The organism is Erwinia amylovora, assembly GCF_017161565.1.
Lineage (GTDB): Bacteria > Pseudomonadota > Gammaproteobacteria > Enterobacterales > Enterobacteriaceae > Erwinia > Erwinia amylovora.
Map to the genome: position 1 here is coordinate 2487770 of NZ_CP066796.1, position 16211 is coordinate 2503980.

The following is a 16211-nucleotide window of genomic DNA, read 5'->3' on the forward strand; positions in this document are numbered from 1 at the left end:
TAAGGCTCCTCGGTTATATTCACTGTCAGAATCAAGGCGGTTGAGGTTCGGCGTAGCCCTACAATTAAGACCATTCTTAAGAAGAATACTATCTAAAAACGCCATTCGTCCTGATAAGAAGATTCAATGCCAACAACTGCGTTAAACAGGCTGAACGGGGGGTTACGGTGATTTCAGTGAGGAGGGTTGTTCCGGGGACTATGGCGCTGAAAAGCGTCGCCTGATAAGAAGGATTTTGCCTGACGCGACGGGCTGCCTGGACAATATTCTTGTTCAGGCAGGCTGCCCCTGGCGGGGTAGCCTGTCCTGGACGATAGTACTGCCTGGCGCTGGCAGCAACACTCTGAATATCAAGCCCTGTTGTGACGCGCTGCCCGGCGTTGTCGCCAAACCTCAATCAGCCCCGGGAAAATTGACAGCAGAATAATCGCCACGATCAATAACTTGAGGTTTTCCTGCACCGCCGGCAGATTACCAAAGAAATAGCCGGTGTAGGTGAACAGCAGCACCCACAGAAGCCCGCCCGACACGTTATACAGGGCAAAATGGCGATAAGACATTTTGCCCATACCGGCGACAAACGGCGCGAAGGTACGTACGATCGGCACAAAGCGCGCCAGAATAATCGTTTTACCGCCGTGCCTGTGATAGAACGCATGGGTTTTATCCAGATAGCTGCGGCGAAAAATTTTCGAGTCCGGGTTACTGAACAACTTATTGCCGAACAGTCGCCCGATAGTGTAATTCAGCGCGTCACCAAGAATGGCTGCCACCACCATTAAAGCCACCATGGTGTGTACATTAAGGTCGTTGCCCGGCAGCGCGGCCAGCGCTCCGGCAACAAACAGCAGGGAGTCTCCCGGCAGAAATGGAGTGACCACCAGGCCAGTTTCGCAAAACAGGATCACAAACAGAATGGCATAGATCCAGATGCCATACTGAGCCACCAGTTCCGCGAGATGAACATCAATGTGCAGAATAAAGTCGACGACAAAACGAACTAAATCCATACAGGCTTCCTTGAATACTTCAAACGAATATTAGTCACCGAGGAACAGCGGCCCCATCGGTGGGCTGGGTAATTCATAGCTGTCCGGGTAGTCCACCGCAACCAGGTACAGCCCTTCTGCACGCGCTGTTGCCGCTGCCAGCTTGCGGTCCTTTGCCGCCAGTAGCTCACTCATCCAGCTTTCAGGCTGATTACCGCAGCCGATCTCCATCAGGCTACCGACGATATTTCGCACCATATGATGGACGAACGCATTGGCCTTGATATCGACCACCACATACGCGCCGTGGCGGCTGACGTTCAGATGCATGACGTTGCGCATCGGCGTACGCGACTGGCACTGCACGGCGCGAAATGACGTAAAATCATTTTCCCCCAGCAGACACTGGCCGGCGGACTGCATTTTTTCCACGTCCAGCGGGTGGTAAAAATGCGTGACGCCGGCGGCGAGAATAGCCGGGCGCAAGCGCCGGTTGTAGATAACATAGCGATAGCGCCGGGCGGTGGCGCTAAAGCGGGCATGGAAGTCATCCGGCACGGATTTAACCCAGCGCACGGCAATATCAGCTGGCAGGTTGGCATTCACACCTAATGTCCAGGCAGCGTCTTTACGCTGCGCGGTGGTCTCAAAATGCACCACCTGGCCGGTGCTGTGAACTCCGGCATCCGTGCGACCGGCGCAGAAAACAGCGATCGGACCATCGGCCACCCTGGTTAAGGCTTTTTCCAGTTTTTCCTGCACGCTGCGCACTTCATTCTGCCGCTGCCAGCCGTAGTAGCGGCTGCCGTCATATTCAATGCCCAGCGCCAGTTTCATCGTCGGCTGCGGCACATCGATATCGGACATCAGTAGAAATACTCCTGCACCAGCTTCTCGGCCGTTTTCACTGCCATCAGTGCACCGCCAAAGCGCACGTTATCAGCCACTGACCAGAATTGCAGCAGCTCCGGCATGCCGTAGTCGTTCCTCACGCAGCCAATACTGAGGTGGGCACTGCCAGAGGCATCGCCAACCTGAGTCGGGAAGTTATTTTCCTCCGTCAGATTGATATCCTCTCGCTGTGCCAGCGCCTCACGCGCTTCTTCGGCGGAAAGCGGGCGCAGATTTTCAATATGCACGATCTGTCCATTGCCGTAGAAGACCGGGGCCTGAACGCTGCTGACCGCGATCGGCAAACCTTCGTCCTGCAACACCTTGCGCACCTGCTCAACCAGCTGGCGCTCTTGCGCTACGCTACCTTCGCCGTCCGCCAACAGGGGCAACATGTTAAACGCCAGCTGGCGGCCAAAATAACCCTCTTCCACCGGCAAACCATTGAGCAGACGCGCACTCTCTCCGGCCAGCGAATCCACCGCCGCTTTACCGTGCGCTGAAGCGGCCAGCAGGTTAGTCACCTGTAAGCGGCTCAGACCGGCCTGTTCAATCAGCGGCTTGATGGCGCACAGCAGCTGGCTGGTTAACGCATCGGCCACGCTGACAATATTGCGGTTACGGTAGTCGGCCAGCACTTGCGAATTCACATCGGGTACCACCAGCGGCACATCAGGCTCCAGAGCGAACAGGTCGCTACTGTCGATGACCAGGCAACCGGCACTGGCCGCTTCGTCTGCGTAGCGCCCGGAGGCCTCACGCCCTGCAACAAAGAACGCCAGCTGTGCCTGTGACCAGTCAAAATCTGCCACATCGTGGACGCGCACTGATTTGCCCTGAAAGCGCAGAACTTCACCCGCGCTGCGTTCGCTTGCCAACGCGTACAGCTCACCAACCGGGAACTGGCGTTCTGCCAGCAATTCCAGTAAAGCTCCCCCTACTGCGCCCGTTGCCCCTAAGATAGCGATATTCCAGCCGTCAGACATGTTGGTTTACTCCAGACAATGACATAAAAATGAAAGGCGGTGAGTTTACCGCCCAAAGATTCAGAATTTTCCCGTGACAGGCAGGGAATGATGATAGCGCGAAATGGTGGCTCAACGCCTGGGGTGATCCGCGTTAAAACCCAGCCTGTTCAGCAAGGTGGCCGTTGCCGCGTTATCGCATTCAACCCGCAAAGAGGACCATTCCCGGCGCTGGTGATAATTCTTGCGCAAACGGTCAAACTCACCGGTGATGGCCGCGCCACGCCGCAGCGGTGCATCATCGCGGCGCACATCATACACCAGATGGACCAGACGTTTCAGCGTTGCCTGACAAAGCTCGCCACTCAGGGTAATGCAGCCAAACTCCGGCGCGGGGAGCAGCGTATCCAGCGCTACCTGCTGTGGCTGGCCAATAAATTGTGTCCAGGCTTCAAACACCTGGGTCGTGCCGCGCGCTTTTCCTTCAAGGGTATAACCGGCAATATGGGCAGTAGCGATATCCACCTTCGCCAGCAGCGGCAGCGACAGATCCGGTTCCGCTTCCCAGACGTCCAGCACCACGCTAAGGTCGTCGCGCTGCTCCAGCACCTTCAGCAGCGCTGCGTTATCCACTACCGCACCACGGCAGGCATTTATCAGAATGGAGCCTGGCTTCAGGCTGCACAGCAGCGCTTCATCAGCCATATGCCGGGTTTGATATGGCCCATCCTTAAACAGCGGGGTATGAAAAGTGAGCACGTCCGCTTGCGCCACCAGCTGCGACAGCGACAGGAAATCTCCTTCATCACCGCGGTCGGCACGCGGAGGATCGCACAGCAGGGTGCGAATGCCCAGCGCCGCAAGCCGGGCCTGTAAACGGCCGCCAACATTGCCCACGCCGACAATACCAACGGTGCGATCGGTTAACTGAAAACCGTCGCGCTCGGCCAGCAGAAGCAGCGCTGAAAAGACGTATTCCACCACCGCTATGGCATTGCAGCCCGGTGCCGACGAGAAAGCAATCCCCTGCCGTTGCAGGAATGCTTCGTCGATATGGTCGGTGCCTGCGGTTGCGGTGCCGACAAACTTTACCGGTTTTCCGCTCAGTAGCCCGGCGTCGACCTGAGTCACCGAACGCACCATCAGAGCATCGGCATCTTCCAGCTGCGCCTGGGGGATCGGCCGCCCAGCCACCGCCACCACATCGCCGGTGCGACTGAACAGTTCACGCGCATAAGGCATATTTTCATCAACAAGGATTTTCACGATCGGATTCCAGCCAATTACAGAAGGGGGTATTCTGCCATAAGCCCGGCAGAGAGGCATCTTCAGCGCCGGGACAAATGGCACGAGCGGCGAAACATGCCCGTTCAGCGGGCTTCCCTCATGTCAGCACCCTATCCGCCTGGCTAATGGCTGCCGGATACCCGGCTACGGTAGCGCTCCGGCGTGGTGCCCGACTGCTGCTGAAACATGACGATCAGCGCCGACGCCGAGTTGTATCCAAGATCGAGCGCCACCTCCTGCACACTCTTCCCCTGCTCCAGCAGAGAAATGGCATGCAGAAAGCGCAGACGCTGCCGCCACTCGCTGAACGACATTCCCAACAGCGCCTGACAGCGCCGGGATAGCGTACGTTCGCTGGTAAACACGCGTTGCGCCCACTGCGCCAGCGTGGTGTTATCCGCCGGATTGTGCTCCAGCGCCTTTAACACCGGAGCCAGCATTTTGTCAGCGGTGGAGGGCAAATAACTTTGCTGGCTTTGCGCCTCGCACAGCTTGTCCAACAGCACTGCGCACAGGCGTAAATCCTGTTCACTTTGCGGCACCAACAGTTCGCGCGCGGCACAATCCTCGATTATCGCATGCACCACCGGACCGACGCGCAACAGGCACGCCCGCTGCGGCAGACCGTGGCAAAACTCTTCAGCGATATTCAGCGTACGAAAATGCGCCTGCTTATGATTGTAACTGGCATGCTGGTGGCCAGGCGGGATCCAGATGGGCAGCCCGGGGGGCGTCAACAGGCGTTCCCCTTCGACCTGCATCTCCAGCACGTTGCAGGTGACAAAAACAACCTGTCCCCAGCGATGCTGGTGCGGTAGATAGCCGGTGCGGGCATTCGCCTGCTCGTAGCGGAAGAAGATCCGCAGCCGTTCGGCATCCGTAGGTGCGGTATAAGTCAGCTGATTTATCATCTTGTCTGCCTGACGGGCAATATTGTCTGGTTTTCGTTATCTGTTTTGAATATGACAAGTATAAACTGGCCCACTCCTCCTGGCTATTTGAGAACCCCCTGATGAATTGTCTCTTTCCGCTGCTGGCCGTGCTGATCTGGTCAGTCAACGCCATCGTCAGCAAACTGTCTGCTTCAGCAATAGATCCGGCGGCCATCTCCTTTTATCGCTGGCTGCTGGCGCTGCTGGTATTATCCCCGTTTGCCCTGCCCGGCGTCTGGCGTCATCGCCAGCAGATTAAACAATCCTGGTGGCGGCTGTTGGTGCTGGGATTGTTAGGCATGGTGATGTACCAAAGCCTGGCTTACTACGCCGCCCACAGCGTGAGCGCCCTGTTTATGGGGATTATTGCCGCCCTGATACCGCTGCTTACCGTGCTGCTGAGCGTCGTGGTGATGCGCCTGGCTCCGACGCGTGGCATCCTGCTCGGCAGCCTGCTGTCGTTTTGCGGGCTGGTATGGCTGGTCAGCCGGGGTGACCCGGCACAATTACTGATCCACGGGCTGGGTAAAGGCGAGATGATGATGTTTGCGGCTTCAACCTCCTACGCGCTGTATGGCGTGCTGACCAGGCGCTGGGCAATCGCGCTGCCTGACTGGCAGAGTTTGTGGATGCAGATTTTCTTCGGCGTATTGTTACTGACGCCCGTTTTCCTGCTGGCTCCTGATGTGTCGCTCAATGCACATAATCTTCCCCTGGTGCTGTTTGCCGCGATACCGGCATCGGTCATTGCCCCCTTCCTGTGGATCCAGGGCGTGATGCGTCTGGGAGCCAGCAGCACCAGCATGTATATGAACCTGGTGCCCATTTTCACCGCTGTTATTGCAGTAGGGTTCCTGCATGAGGCGCTGCACAGCTACCATTTTATCGGCGGAGGTATCGCACTGGCGGGAGTGATTTTGGCACAGCGTCTGCGCATACCATTGAGCGGACGCCGTTGATCTTCTGCGCCCGGCAGTCAATCCTCATCACGATAAAATAAATTGCGGCAAACGGGGCGAATGCTGCGCCTTCCTCTACCTATCGCCGGGCGGGATTGTTATCATAGCGGATTACCCGTTTGCTCCGGTGCGCCCCGGACGTTGACTCTGACTGAAGGACTTCGCCATGCAACCATTAAGCGGCCCCGGTACGCCGTTACCCGGCGATCGCCCGGCGATTGATACCCAATCCGCCACTGTACGCCCCGGTGCAGGCGATCGGCCGTTAACGCCAGCACAGCGCACCACGCTGGAACGTCTTATCGTCAAGATCATCTCGCTCAGCTCGCTGAAATCTGCCGAGCTGTGGGCCGGGTTGCGCCATGAAATAGGCGTGAAAAACGATGCCGGGCTTCAGGCTCGTCACTTTCCCCAGGCCGAACAGTTTCTTAATATCCGCCTGGCACAGGTACAGGACAGCCACGCCACGCGCCAGCTGCTGCAACAGCTAAGCGACCTGCTGCCTACAGGTAATAACCGTCAGGCGGTCAGCGATTTCATCCGCCAGCAGTTTGGTCACACGGTGCTCAGTTCGCTTAACCCGGATCAGCTGCGTCAGGTATTGACCATGTTGCAAAACGGCCAGATGGCCATTCCCCTGCCACAGCAAGGCCATGCGACCGATCGCACGCTGCTGCCAGCGGAACATCATGCCCTCAATCAGCAAATTTCGCGTCTTGCTGCTGCCACCGGGGAACAGCCGGTCAAACTATGGGCGTCACTGCTGAAAGTGGTCAATTTGCACAGCGGCGACCCGATCCCATCGCGCTTGTTCCCGTTGCTGAACCAGTATTTGCAGGCCAGCCAGATTGTTACGCAGCACGCGACTTCTTCGCTGTCACAGCTGACCGCCACGCTGAAGCAGCCACTGGACACCGGCGAACAGCGGCTGCTGGAGGATTACAGCCAGCAGCGTTTTAACGCCACGCCACAGACGGTGCTCAGTGCAACGCAGATACAGGATCTGCTAAATTTGCTGTTCAGCCGCCGCGCCGAGCGCCTGCTGGAGCAACCCGTTGCCGACAGTACACTGCAGCCAAAACCGATTGCTATGCCAGTCTGGGGGGCGCTGCCGCCAGTGCTGCAACCGCTGGCCAGCCGGCCAGTATTGACCGCCTTTGCGGCGTTCATCCTGCTGGGGCTGGTGCTGTGGATGCTGTTGTAATTCAGCAGCCGCAGTCGGGCTGCGTGGTCGCTTCAGGCCAGCGGCCTGGTTCATCCCCTTGCGTGATCGGATGCTGATCGCGCCGCCAGAAATCCAGCCCGCCAATCAGTTCTTTCACCTTAAACCCTGCGGCTGCCAGCTTCCACGCCCCCCTGGTAGAGCCGTTACAGCCGATGCCGTCGCAATAAGTGATATACACTTTGTCACGATCCAGTAGCGCCAGAGTGGTGGCATCCATCGTGCGATGAGGAAAACTGATGGCACCACAAATATGTCCGGCGTGATACTGCTGCGGTGAGCGCGTATCAATCACCACAATCTCTGCTACGGCGTTTGTCATGTCCTGCGCCACATCCCAGGCATCGGCATAGTAAGCCAGCTTTTCCGCGAGCCATGCCTCACTGTGTCGTGGAGAAGGAGGGGGAAATTGTAATACCGCAGAAAAGTCACTCATAAGGAACTCCTGATATGTATTGTGTGTTGCTATCATAAGCGGACAAGGTCTTAATCATAAGACCCATTCAGCCACCCTGATAAGACCCATATGGCGCAAACCAACGTCCCTTTCCTCACCTTGTTCAACACGCAGCCTGCCGCCACGCTGCGCGCCAGAGTGTGCGCCATGCTGCGTCAGGCCATCGCCAGCGGCACCTTAGCGGCGGGAACGCGCCTGCCATCATCGCGGCTGCTGGCCAGCGATCTTTCCCTGTCGCGGGTCACCATTGAGGCTGCTTATGGCCAGCTTGAGAGCGAAGGCTATCTGTCGCGCCACAGCGGCAAAGGAACATTCGTTGCCCTCTTTCCCGGACGCACGGTGCGCCGCAGCCTGCCCGCGCCGATACCGGTGTTATCAGCACGCGGTCAGAGGATTATCGCAAAAGGGGGCTGTGACGATCCGCCGTTTCCTCAGGCTTTTGCCGCTGGCTCCCCCGATCTGCGCGCCTTTCCGCAACACCTGTGGCGGCGTCTGACGCAACAGCGCCTGGCGTCTGGCGGTGAGTCGCTAATGGGTTACGGCGACCCGTTGGGGCTGCCGGCGCTACGCCAGGCGGTGGCACATTACCTTGGCCAGTCACGCGGAGTGCGCTGTACGGCAGACCAGGTGGTGATTGTCACCAGTTCACAGCAGGCGCTGCAGATGATCGCCCTGCTACTCTGCGACCAGGGCGATCGGGTATGGATGGAGGACCCGGGCTATCCCGGCGCTTATCACGCCTTTCACAGCGCTGGGGCAGAAGTGTGTGCCATTGCCACCGACCAACAGGGGGCGATAATTGGCCGTACTGCCGCGCCGCGCCTGGTGTATCTCACCCCTTCTCACCAGTATCCCACCGGCTGCACGCTCAGTGGCCAACGGCGGCTGGCATGGCTTGATTTCGCCCGCCGTAACCAGTGCTGGCTGATTGAGGATGATTACGACAGCGAGTTCCACTACGACGGGCGGCCTCTGCCGGCGCTACAGGGACTGGAGGAGCGGGCGCGCGTGCTATACATTGGCACGTTTTCCAAAGTCCTGTTCCCTTCGCTGCGGCTGGCTTATCTGGTGGTGCCGGATGCCCTGGTCGATCCGTTACGCCGCCAGCGTAGCCTGATGGATGGTCACAGCGCGCAGCTGATGCAGGCCGTAACCGCTGACTTTATCCAGCATGGTCACTTTGCTGCCCATCTGCGCCTGATGCGCCAGCTGTATGCCAGCCGCCGTAATCTCCTGATTGACGAGCTGAACGATAAACTGGCGCATCGCCTCAGCCTGTTTCCGCACCAGGGAGGGTTACAGCTAACGGTAGCTTTGAACACCGGGGATGAACAGCAGTTGACCCGACAGGCATTACGGCACGGGCTATTGCTGCCGCGCCTGTCGCCGCTGTATCGCCAGCAGCCTGCGCGTGCAGGCTGGCTGCTCGGTTTTTCGGCATTGCAGCCTGACGAGCTGGTGCAGGCGGTGAATAAACTCGCCCGGCTTTGCCGCCTTTAATGCCCACTCGCAGATCGGCGGATGGGTTTTGCAAACGCCACGGTTGCTGGCTCAGGCTGCTGCGCGCGCATGCGCGTGTGAACGTTCAAACTGTGCGGCAATCAGCGCCACCGTTTCATCCCACCTGCCATCACGGCGTTGCCGCATGGGATAGAGAAGATAGCCGGTGGTGACGGCTTTAGCGTTGTTCAATCTGATAGCCCGGTACGATGCCGAACAGCGGCAGATCGTCACCCGCATTGACCCGATCCCCGCATGGCAGCATAAAGCGCTGCGCCAGATCCTGTACGCACGGGGCCAGCGCAATCAGGTCAGGGGCAAACGGTGCTTCAAAGACCATTTCCCAACCGGGACTTGCCTGGTTCAGCACCCGGAACAGGCCGTGATGCTCAGGCGCATCGACCAACGGGTTGCGCGCCTGATGCAGACTGACAGGATAGTCTGCGTAGCCCGCGCGTCCCAGCCGACGCAGATTGATCCAGGCGGCAAGGATCCCTGCTCCGATCGCGAGTTTTCAGAGGCTTAGCGGCAGGCACAAAATTTGCCCGACCGGAAATCCGACTCGCCTCAGGGGTAATGACCATCGCCGGGCAGCTCCATAAAATGCCGATCGCGGGTAATAAAGACGCTGCTGGCATACGGGCGAAGGCCATTTTTGTGAAAATCCACGCCGGGTGAATCACACCCGTGTAAACCCTGCAGACGCTGCCGCACCGCAGTAAGGCGATCGCTGCTACGCGCATCGGGGATCACAGACCGCCGCCGTTCCTCACTGACGTTGAGCAGGCTCGAATACAGCCAGCCGGTCAGGCTGTCCAGGTGCAGCCACGGACGTTGCTGCAAATTATGCTCACGCACCAACAGTTCGGTGATTTCGGCTATTGTTGCGTATTTTCACAGTTGAATTAATGGTGGTTCCACCGCAGCTGACAATGGCTGCGACCTGACGCCCACGAGCGTGTTGTGGGTGGATAATGCGTAGCAAGGCGCGACAGCATATGCGTCTGTCGCCGCCGGGCACGCGCAGACAATTGTCGGAACCTGATCCCGGCGGGCTGGCAGCATGCACTACGCAGTAATGCGTCCCTTCGCTGCACTACATCACCAGTTCGCCTGGCAGTCCTGCACGTAACGATTCAGGTGCGATGCGGCTTAGCTGATTTGATGGCGTACCTGAAGGTGAGTTTACCACCGCTGCGAGAGATGCCCATCGCCTGTGGCCAGCCGGCCCAGCGCACGATGCAGCGGGCCACCTTCTGTTCAAAGAGCAGTGACTCGCCGGCAAAAACGTCCATCAGGCTGTTGGCGTTACAGGCAGTTGTCAGCCATGTGGCGGCAATGGCCTGCAGGCCCGGAACTGTTACCATGTTAAATAGAAAGTGCCCTGACTGCGGGCGGATCGCTCCGAAAGTAGAGCGCCACCTCGTCGGGCAATTCAGCATTACTGGCTGGGCCATCCCACGGAATGGCAAAGAGGGATGGCAACTGGCGGCGCACGAAGCCAGCAGCTAATGCCCTCACAGGGATCATAAGGCCATGACACCTTAATAGCCCATTCATATTAAGGTTTGATTTTACTTACTATTAGACGGGGATCAGGCCGATCTGACGATCGGCGGTCAAAGCGGGATCGGTGAGCGACAGGCGAGCTTTAAGTCGGGAGAGGACAGCGATTGGCAGGCTGCCGCAAAGGCCGCAACCCGTGGTGCGGGAAGAACAGAGGGGACGACGGATTCGCCCCCTCCCCGTGAAAGGGTCAGGCCAGCTTGCGCATCACCAGGGTGGCGTTGGTACCACCGAAGCCGAAGCTGTTAGACATCACGGTAGTCAGCGGGCGCTCAGTTGGCTCGGTGACGATATCAAAACCTTCAGCCGCCGGATCCAATTCATCAATGTTAATGCTTGGTGCCATGAAACCGTGCTCCAGCATCAGCAGCGTGTAGATCGCTTCCTGCACGCCAGCGGCCCCCAGTGAGTGACCGGTCATCGCCTTGGTGGCTGACATCGCCGGGGTTTTGCCCGGGAACACTGCACGAATGGCGCCCAGCTCTTTCACATCACCCACCGGCGTTGAGGTACCGTGGGTGTTCAGGTAGTCGATTGGCGTGTCCAGGCCTTCCATCGCCATACGCATGCAGCGCATTGCGCCTTCGCCCGATGGTGCCACCATATCAGCGCCGTCAGAGGTTGCGCCGTAGCCAACCACTTCAGCATAGATATGAGCACCGCGCGCCAGCGCGTGCTCCAGCTCTTCGACCACTACCATGCCACCGCCACCGGCAATGACAAAACCATCGCGCGCGGTATCGTAGGTGCGGGAGGCTTTTTCCGGCGTTTCGTTGTATTTGGTCGACAGTGCGCCCATCGCGTCGAACTCACAGGACATTTCCCAGCACAGCTCTTCGCCACCGCCGGCAAAAACGATGTCCTGTTTACCCAGTTGGATCTGTTCAACGGCGTTGCCGATGCAGTGCGCGGATGTCGCACAGGCAGAGCTGATGGAATAGTTAACGCCCTGAATTTTGAACGGTGTGGCCAGGCAGGCTGAAACGCCGGACGCCATCGCTTTGGTCACCATATAGGGGCCAACGCCACGCAGACCTTTGGCACGCATACCATCCACGCTGGCCGCCTGGTAGAACGGAGAGCCGCCGCCGGAACCGGCAACCAGCCCCACGCGCGGATTATTCTGATATTGCTCTTCAGTTAAGCCTGAGTCTTGCACCGCTTGCTGCATGGAAAGGAAAGCATAAGCAGACGCATCGCTCATAAAGCGCAGCATTTTGCGGTCGATACGCGCTGCAATGTCTTCTTTAGATAATTTAACATTACCCCAGACGTGACTACGCATGCCGGAATCTTTCAGCTCCTGCGAGAAGGTAATACCGGAGCGCCCTGCACGCAATGATGCCAGAACCTCTTCCTGATTATTACCAATACTGGAAACGATCCCTAAGCCAGTAATCACAGCACGTTTCATTCAATACCTCTTCCACTTCTTTAATATAGGATTCGGGAAACACTTTAGCTTACAGTTGTACGCCGAACAAGTCCGATCAGCTTATTACTGTGTAAATTTGCGTAGGGGCAATCTCATCGTTAAAATCCCGCCACTGCCCGATCAATGAGCCTTTGTCGTGAAAATCGCCGCAATAAATTATGCAGAACTAAGCTGGAATGAACGCGGTACACCTGTGTCTCGAGCGTTCGATGACGTCTATTTTTCTAACCAGAATGGTCTTGCAGAAACGCAATACGTGTTTCTCGACGGTAACGGCCTGCCGGACCGCTTTTCCAGCCATCCGCGCAGCCTGTTTGTTGCCGCCGAGACCGGATTTGGTACCGGGTTGAATTTTCTCGCGCTCTGGCAGGCATTTGACCATTTCCATCAACAGCAGCCTGATGCCCGGCTACAGCGTTTACATTTTATCAGCTGCGAGAAGTTTCCCCTGAATGCCAGCGATCTGGCAGCGGCACATGCCAGCTGGCCGCAGCTGGCTCCCTGGGCCAGCAAGCTGCTTCAACAGTGGCCTGAAGCGCTGCCGGGCTGCCACCGTCTGCTGCTCAACGGCGGGCGCATTACGCTCGATTTGTGGTTTGGTGATGTTAACCAACTTATTCACACTTTTGACGACACGCTGAATCAGCAGGTCGACGCCTGGCTGCTGGATGGTTTTGCACCGGCGAAGAATCCGGATATGTGGACCGCCGGGCTGTTTGACTGCATGGCACGGCTGGCGCGCCCCGGCGCGACGCTGGCGACCTTTACCGCTGCCGGATTTGTGCGGCGCGGCCTGCAACAGGCCGGGTTTGAGATGAACAAACGTAAAGGCTTTGGGGAAAAACGCGAGATGCTGACGGGCCGTTTGCCTGAGTCAGTCAGCACGCAACCCCGAACGCCGTGGTACGCCCGCCCCGCTGCCGATGGCGATGACATCGCCATTGCAGGCGGTGGTATCGCCAGTGCGCTGCTGGCGCTGGCGCTGCTGCGACGCGGAAAAAAAGTCACGCTCTACTGTGCCGATGCCGGTCCGGCACAGGGGGCTTCCGGTAATCGCCAGGCCGCGTTATATCCGTTGCTCAATCAGCACGACCCGGCGCTGGCGCAGTTTTTCCCAGCCGCATTTACCTTTGCCCGTCGCCTGTATGACCAGTTAAGCATCACCTTTGAACACCAGTGGTGCGGCGTTACCCAGCTGGCCTGGGATAAAAAGAGCGCGGAGAAAATCAGCAAGATGCTGCAGATGGGGCTGCCAGCCACCCTGGCGCTGGGGGTGAACACAAAGGAAGCCGAAGCGCTGTGCGGAGTGGAAACCGGCTGCGGCGGCATTACCTATCCCCGGGGCGGCTGGCTCTCCCCCGCCGAGCTGACCAGCGCCCTGTGGCAGCTGGCTGAACAGCAGGGGGCAGTCCTGCACTGGCAGCATGAAATTGTGCAGCTGACGCCGCATGAGGATGGCTGGCTGCTGAACTTCACCCTGCAGCCAGCAACCACGCACCGTAATATGGTGCTGGCCACCGGTCATCGCCTGGCGGCATTTGCACAGAGTGAAAAACTGCCGGTCAGTGCGGCTGGCGGCCAGGTCAGTCATGTGCCGACCAACGGCACGCTGGCGGCGTTGAAGCAGGTGCTGTGCTATGACGGCTATCTCACCCCGGCCAGCGCGCGATCCCGGCAGCACTGCATCGGCGCCAGCTATCACCGTGGCGACGACAGCACCAGCTACCGCGCCGACGATCAGCAGGAAAACCGTGAGCGGCTGATGCGTTGCCTGCCCACGGCACGGTGGCCCGGTCAGATCGATATTAGCGGCGAACAGGCACGCTGCGGAGTGCGAGCTACCACCCGCGACCATCTGCCAATGATTGGCGCATTACCGGACTACGCCGCCACGCTTGAGCAGTACGCTGACCTGGCGCAGCAGCAACTGGCCCGGCCTGCACCGGTATATGAAGGGCTGTATGTGCTGGGCGCGTTGGGGTCGCGTGGCCTGTGCAGCGGGCCTTTAGCGGCGGAAGTACTGGCAGCGCAGCTGTGCGCGGAGCCAATCCCGCTGGATCGCGCCACGCTGGCGGCCACCAGCCCCAATCGCTTTTGGATACGCAAGCTGATAAAAGGCAGGCCGTTGGGCTGACTGAGGAGATGTCTTGCGCTGACGTGTGGCAGGTAGCAACTGACACAGGATGGGCGGGGGGGTTGCGGACGTGACATCAGCGTTAGAGGGCAGCCGCTAAGCCGCCCCCGAATAAGGCAAGGATCAGGAAGCCTGACGCGCTTTAAGGAACAGATTGTCCCACATGCCGATCACCAGCGCCTGGTCGCGCGGTGACAGTTCCCCGGCCTGAATCGCATTTTGCAGGCTTCTTTGCACCTGAATCTGCAATGCTTCCGGGGTATGTTCGCCGGTCAGCTCCAGCTCGGCGACCGCCAGCGTTAAGTGACCACGCAAATAGCCGCCCGCGAAAAGCTCGTCATCACTGGCGTGATCCACCATGTCATCAATCAGGCCCAGAATGCGCGCCTCGAATTCATCGATCATAAATTTCCTCTGTAAACGATTCGCTCCGCGCTTAACACAGATCTTCCGGCCAGGGAAACTGTGCTGCCGTCAGCGGTGGAGTTGAGTAAAACGAGCGAAGTTCAGCAATCAGCCGCGCCGGGCGTGCAGGAATGCCTTTTTGCAGGTAGTCCATCACCTGGGCATAAACCTTGCGCTGAAACGCGATGCGATCCGGCTCACAATCCCCTTCAAGGTTGTCACAACTTACGTTGAAGGGAAAGCCGGCGGCAGCACTGAATAGCCACTCCAGCGCCTGCGGCTTGATCTCCACCGCTTCAAACTGGTGCTGGGTAGCCGCATCGCGTCCGTCCGGGCAGTACCAGTAGCCGAAGTCCACCAGCTTACGACGCGCCTCACCGGCAATGCACCAGTGAGATATTTCATGCAGCCCGCTGGCATAATAGCCGTGGGCAAACACCACCCGATGCCACGGAGAACGGTCATCTGCCGGAAGATAGATCGGCTCGTCGTCGCCCTTAATCAGGCGGGTGTTGAATTCACCCATAAAGCAGCGATCGAAGATGTCGATCAGGTCCTGGTAGTGATGTTGCGTACTCATAGCCGTCTGTCGTCAAGTAAAAAAAGCGCGCAATTGTCGCATTTTGCCCGCCGCGTTTCGAGCACTATTCTGCGGCACAGCCCGACCGTCACAGCGCATGGATCCATGCGGCCAGTTCTGCACCGTGGCTGTCATACAGCAGTTTGGCGCTCATCACCGCCGAGACAATAACAATCATCGGGCGGATCAGCTTCTGGCCTTTACTCAACACCATTCTGGCTCCGAGACGCGCGCCGCAAACCTGGCCTGCCAGCATCACCAGCCCGACCAGCCACACCACCTTGCCGCCCAGCATAAACAGCAGCAGGCCGCCGAGGTTAGAGGTGAAGTTCAGCACTTTGGCATGCGCCGTTGATTTCGCCAGGTTATAGCCGCACAGGGTGACAAAGGCCAGCGCATAGAACGATCCCGCCCCCGGACCAAAGAAGCCGTCATAGAAACCCACGCAGCCGCCCGCGACCAGCGCAAACGGCAGGCCGTGCAGACGGCGCTGGCGATCCTCTTCGCCAATGCGCGGCATCAACAGGAAGTAAAGCCCGATGGCAATCACCAGCAGCGGTAACAGCTGGCGCAGAATGTCCCCCCGCACATGCTGAACCAGCAATGCGCCAGCAAGAGAACCGACGAAGGTCAACGCAATATTTAGCCGCTGTTCGCGTAAGTTCACCGCTTTACGGCGAATAAAGTACAGGCTGGCGGAAAACGATCCGCCTACCGATTGCAGTTTATTGGTTGCCAGCGCCTGGGCCGGGGAAAGCCCCGCTGCCAGCAGGGCGGGAACCGTTAACAGCCCGCCGCCGCCGGCAATCGAATCGATAAAACCCGCCAGTAACGCCACGAGAAACAGCACGCCCAGTAAGCCAGGCGCAACGCTAAGCCATTCCATGTC

Annotated in this window: 19 protein-coding genes; 5 read left to right on the forward strand and 14 right to left on the reverse strand. The window is 58.5% G+C overall.

The features are described 5' to 3' along the window. Window positions 1-350: 350 nt before the first annotated feature. The 5 genes from JGC47_RS11425 to JGC47_RS11445 all read right to left on the reverse strand — a co-directional run bounded on the left by JGC47_RS11425 (window position 351) and on the right by JGC47_RS11445 (window position 5043). Window positions 351-1010, reverse strand: coding sequence for a DedA family protein (locus JGC47_RS11425; protein ID WP_004158687.1), 660 nt, complete (start codon window positions 1008-1010; stop codon window positions 351-353). Between the two features lie 30 nt (window positions 1011-1040). Continuing rightward, the gene (gene truA / locus JGC47_RS11430; RefSeq protein WP_004158689.1) at window positions 1041-1856 is read right to left on the reverse strand and encodes a tRNA pseudouridine(38-40) synthase TruA; all 816 of its coding nucleotides are present in this window, start codon (window positions 1854-1856) and stop codon (window positions 1041-1043) included. Beyond that, on the reverse strand, window positions 1856-2866 hold the full coding sequence (locus JGC47_RS11435; protein WP_004158690.1) for an aspartate-semialdehyde dehydrogenase: 1011 nt from the start codon (window positions 2864-2866) through the stop codon (window positions 1856-1858). The genes truA and JGC47_RS11435 overlap by 1 nt, the downstream gene beginning before the upstream one ends. Window positions 2867-2977: 111 nt before the next feature. Continuing rightward, a complete protein-coding gene (gene pdxB, locus JGC47_RS11440; protein WP_004158693.1) occupies window positions 2978-4171 on the reverse strand; it encodes a 4-phosphoerythronate dehydrogenase PdxB in 1194 nt (397 codons plus the stop codon). Window positions 4172-4254: 83 nt separating this feature from the next. Next, a complete protein-coding gene (locus tag JGC47_RS11445) occupies window positions 4255-5043 on the reverse strand; it encodes an AraC family transcriptional regulator (protein ID WP_004158695.1) in 789 nt (262 codons plus the stop codon). Window positions 5044-5144: 101 nt separating this feature from the next. Here JGC47_RS11445 and JGC47_RS11450 point away from each other — a divergent pair, with 101 nt between their 5' ends. After that, window positions 5145-6023: a DMT family transporter gene (locus JGC47_RS11450; RefSeq protein ID WP_004158696.1), complete on the forward strand. Its 879-nt coding sequence runs from the start codon at window positions 5145-5147 to the stop codon at window positions 6021-6023. Window positions 6024-6189: 166 nt separating this feature from the next. Then, window positions 6190-7227: a flagella biosynthesis regulator Flk gene (flk, locus tag JGC47_RS11455; RefSeq protein WP_004158697.1), complete on the forward strand. Its 1038-nt coding sequence runs from the start codon at window positions 6190-6192 to the stop codon at window positions 7225-7227. 1 nt (window position 7228) lies between these two features. Here the strand turns inward: flk and JGC47_RS11460 are convergent, their stop codons facing one another. Then, complete coding sequence (locus tag JGC47_RS11460) at window positions 7229-7681, reverse strand: rhodanese-like domain-containing protein (RefSeq protein ID WP_004158699.1); 453 nt, start codon at window positions 7679-7681, stop codon at window positions 7229-7231. Window positions 7682-7771: 90 nt separating this feature from the next. Between JGC47_RS11460 and pdxR the strand changes: the two genes are divergently transcribed. After that, complete coding sequence (pdxR, locus tag JGC47_RS11465) at window positions 7772-9202, forward strand: MocR-like pyridoxine biosynthesis transcription factor PdxR (protein ID WP_004158700.1); 1431 nt, start codon at window positions 7772-7774, stop codon at window positions 9200-9202. 51 nt (window positions 9203-9253) lie between these two features. Here the strand turns inward: pdxR and JGC47_RS11470 are convergent, their stop codons facing one another. The 4 genes from JGC47_RS11470 to JGC47_RS11485 all read right to left on the reverse strand — a co-directional run bounded on the left by JGC47_RS11470 (window position 9254) and on the right by JGC47_RS11485 (window position 10569). Further along, window positions 9254-9394, reverse strand: a complete 141-nt coding sequence (locus JGC47_RS11470) for a hypothetical protein (protein ID WP_004158701.1) — start codon at window positions 9392-9394, stop codon at window positions 9254-9256. Then, window positions 9381-9608, reverse strand: a complete 228-nt coding sequence (locus tag JGC47_RS11475) for a hypothetical protein (protein WP_004158703.1) — start codon at window positions 9606-9608, stop codon at window positions 9381-9383. Before JGC47_RS11475 ends, JGC47_RS11470 begins: the two co-directional genes overlap by 14 nt. A 161-nt stretch (window positions 9609-9769) precedes the next feature. Beyond that, window positions 9770-10060: a hypothetical protein gene (locus JGC47_RS11480; protein ID WP_013034888.1), complete on the reverse strand. Its 291-nt coding sequence runs from the start codon at window positions 10058-10060 to the stop codon at window positions 9770-9772. A 278-nt stretch (window positions 10061-10338) separates the two neighbouring features. Beyond that, complete coding sequence (locus tag JGC47_RS11485) at window positions 10339-10569, reverse strand: L-2,4-diaminobutyrate decarboxylase (protein WP_223386188.1); 231 nt, start codon at window positions 10567-10569, stop codon at window positions 10339-10341. Here JGC47_RS11485 and JGC47_RS17655 point away from each other — a divergent pair. After that, window positions 10568-10714: a hypothetical protein gene (locus JGC47_RS17655; RefSeq protein ID WP_223386190.1), complete on the forward strand. Its 147-nt coding sequence runs from the start codon at window positions 10568-10570 to the stop codon at window positions 10712-10714. The genes JGC47_RS11485 and JGC47_RS17655 overlap by 2 nt on opposite strands. 244 nt (window positions 10715-10958) lie before the next feature. On the opposite strand, the gene fabB is transcribed toward JGC47_RS17655, so the two are convergent. Beyond that, window positions 10959-12182 (reverse strand): beta-ketoacyl-ACP synthase I, encoded by a 1224-nt coding sequence (gene fabB, locus JGC47_RS11490; protein ID WP_004158709.1) that lies wholly within the window; start codon window positions 12180-12182, stop codon window positions 10959-10961. A 157-nt stretch (window positions 12183-12339) separates the two neighbouring features. Here fabB and mnmC point away from each other — a divergent pair, with 157 nt between their 5' ends. Beyond that, entirely contained in the window at window positions 12340-14337 is a 1998-nt protein-coding gene (gene mnmC / locus JGC47_RS11495) for a bifunctional tRNA (5-methylaminomethyl-2-thiouridine)(34)-methyltransferase MnmC2/FAD-dependent 5-carboxymethylaminomethyl-2-thiouridine(34) oxidoreductase MnmC1 (protein ID WP_004158710.1), read from the forward strand. Between the two features lie 123 nt (window positions 14338-14460). Here the strand turns inward: mnmC and JGC47_RS11500 are convergent, their stop codons facing one another. From JGC47_RS11500 to JGC47_RS11510, 3 genes are all read right to left on the reverse strand, one after another. Beyond that, window positions 14461-14742, reverse strand: a complete 282-nt coding sequence (locus JGC47_RS11500; protein WP_004158713.1) for a YfcL family protein — start codon at window positions 14740-14742, stop codon at window positions 14461-14463. Window positions 14743-14773: 31 nt separating this feature from the next. Further along, window positions 14774-15322: an elongation factor P hydroxylase gene (locus JGC47_RS11505; RefSeq protein ID WP_004158714.1), complete on the reverse strand. Its 549-nt coding sequence runs from the start codon at window positions 15320-15322 to the stop codon at window positions 14774-14776. Between the two features lie 88 nt (window positions 15323-15410). Then, the gene (locus JGC47_RS11510; protein ID WP_004158716.1) at window positions 15411-16208 is read right to left on the reverse strand and encodes a sulfite exporter TauE/SafE family protein; all 798 of its coding nucleotides are present in this window, start codon (window positions 16206-16208) and stop codon (window positions 15411-15413) included. Window positions 16209-16211 lie beyond the last annotated feature (3 nt).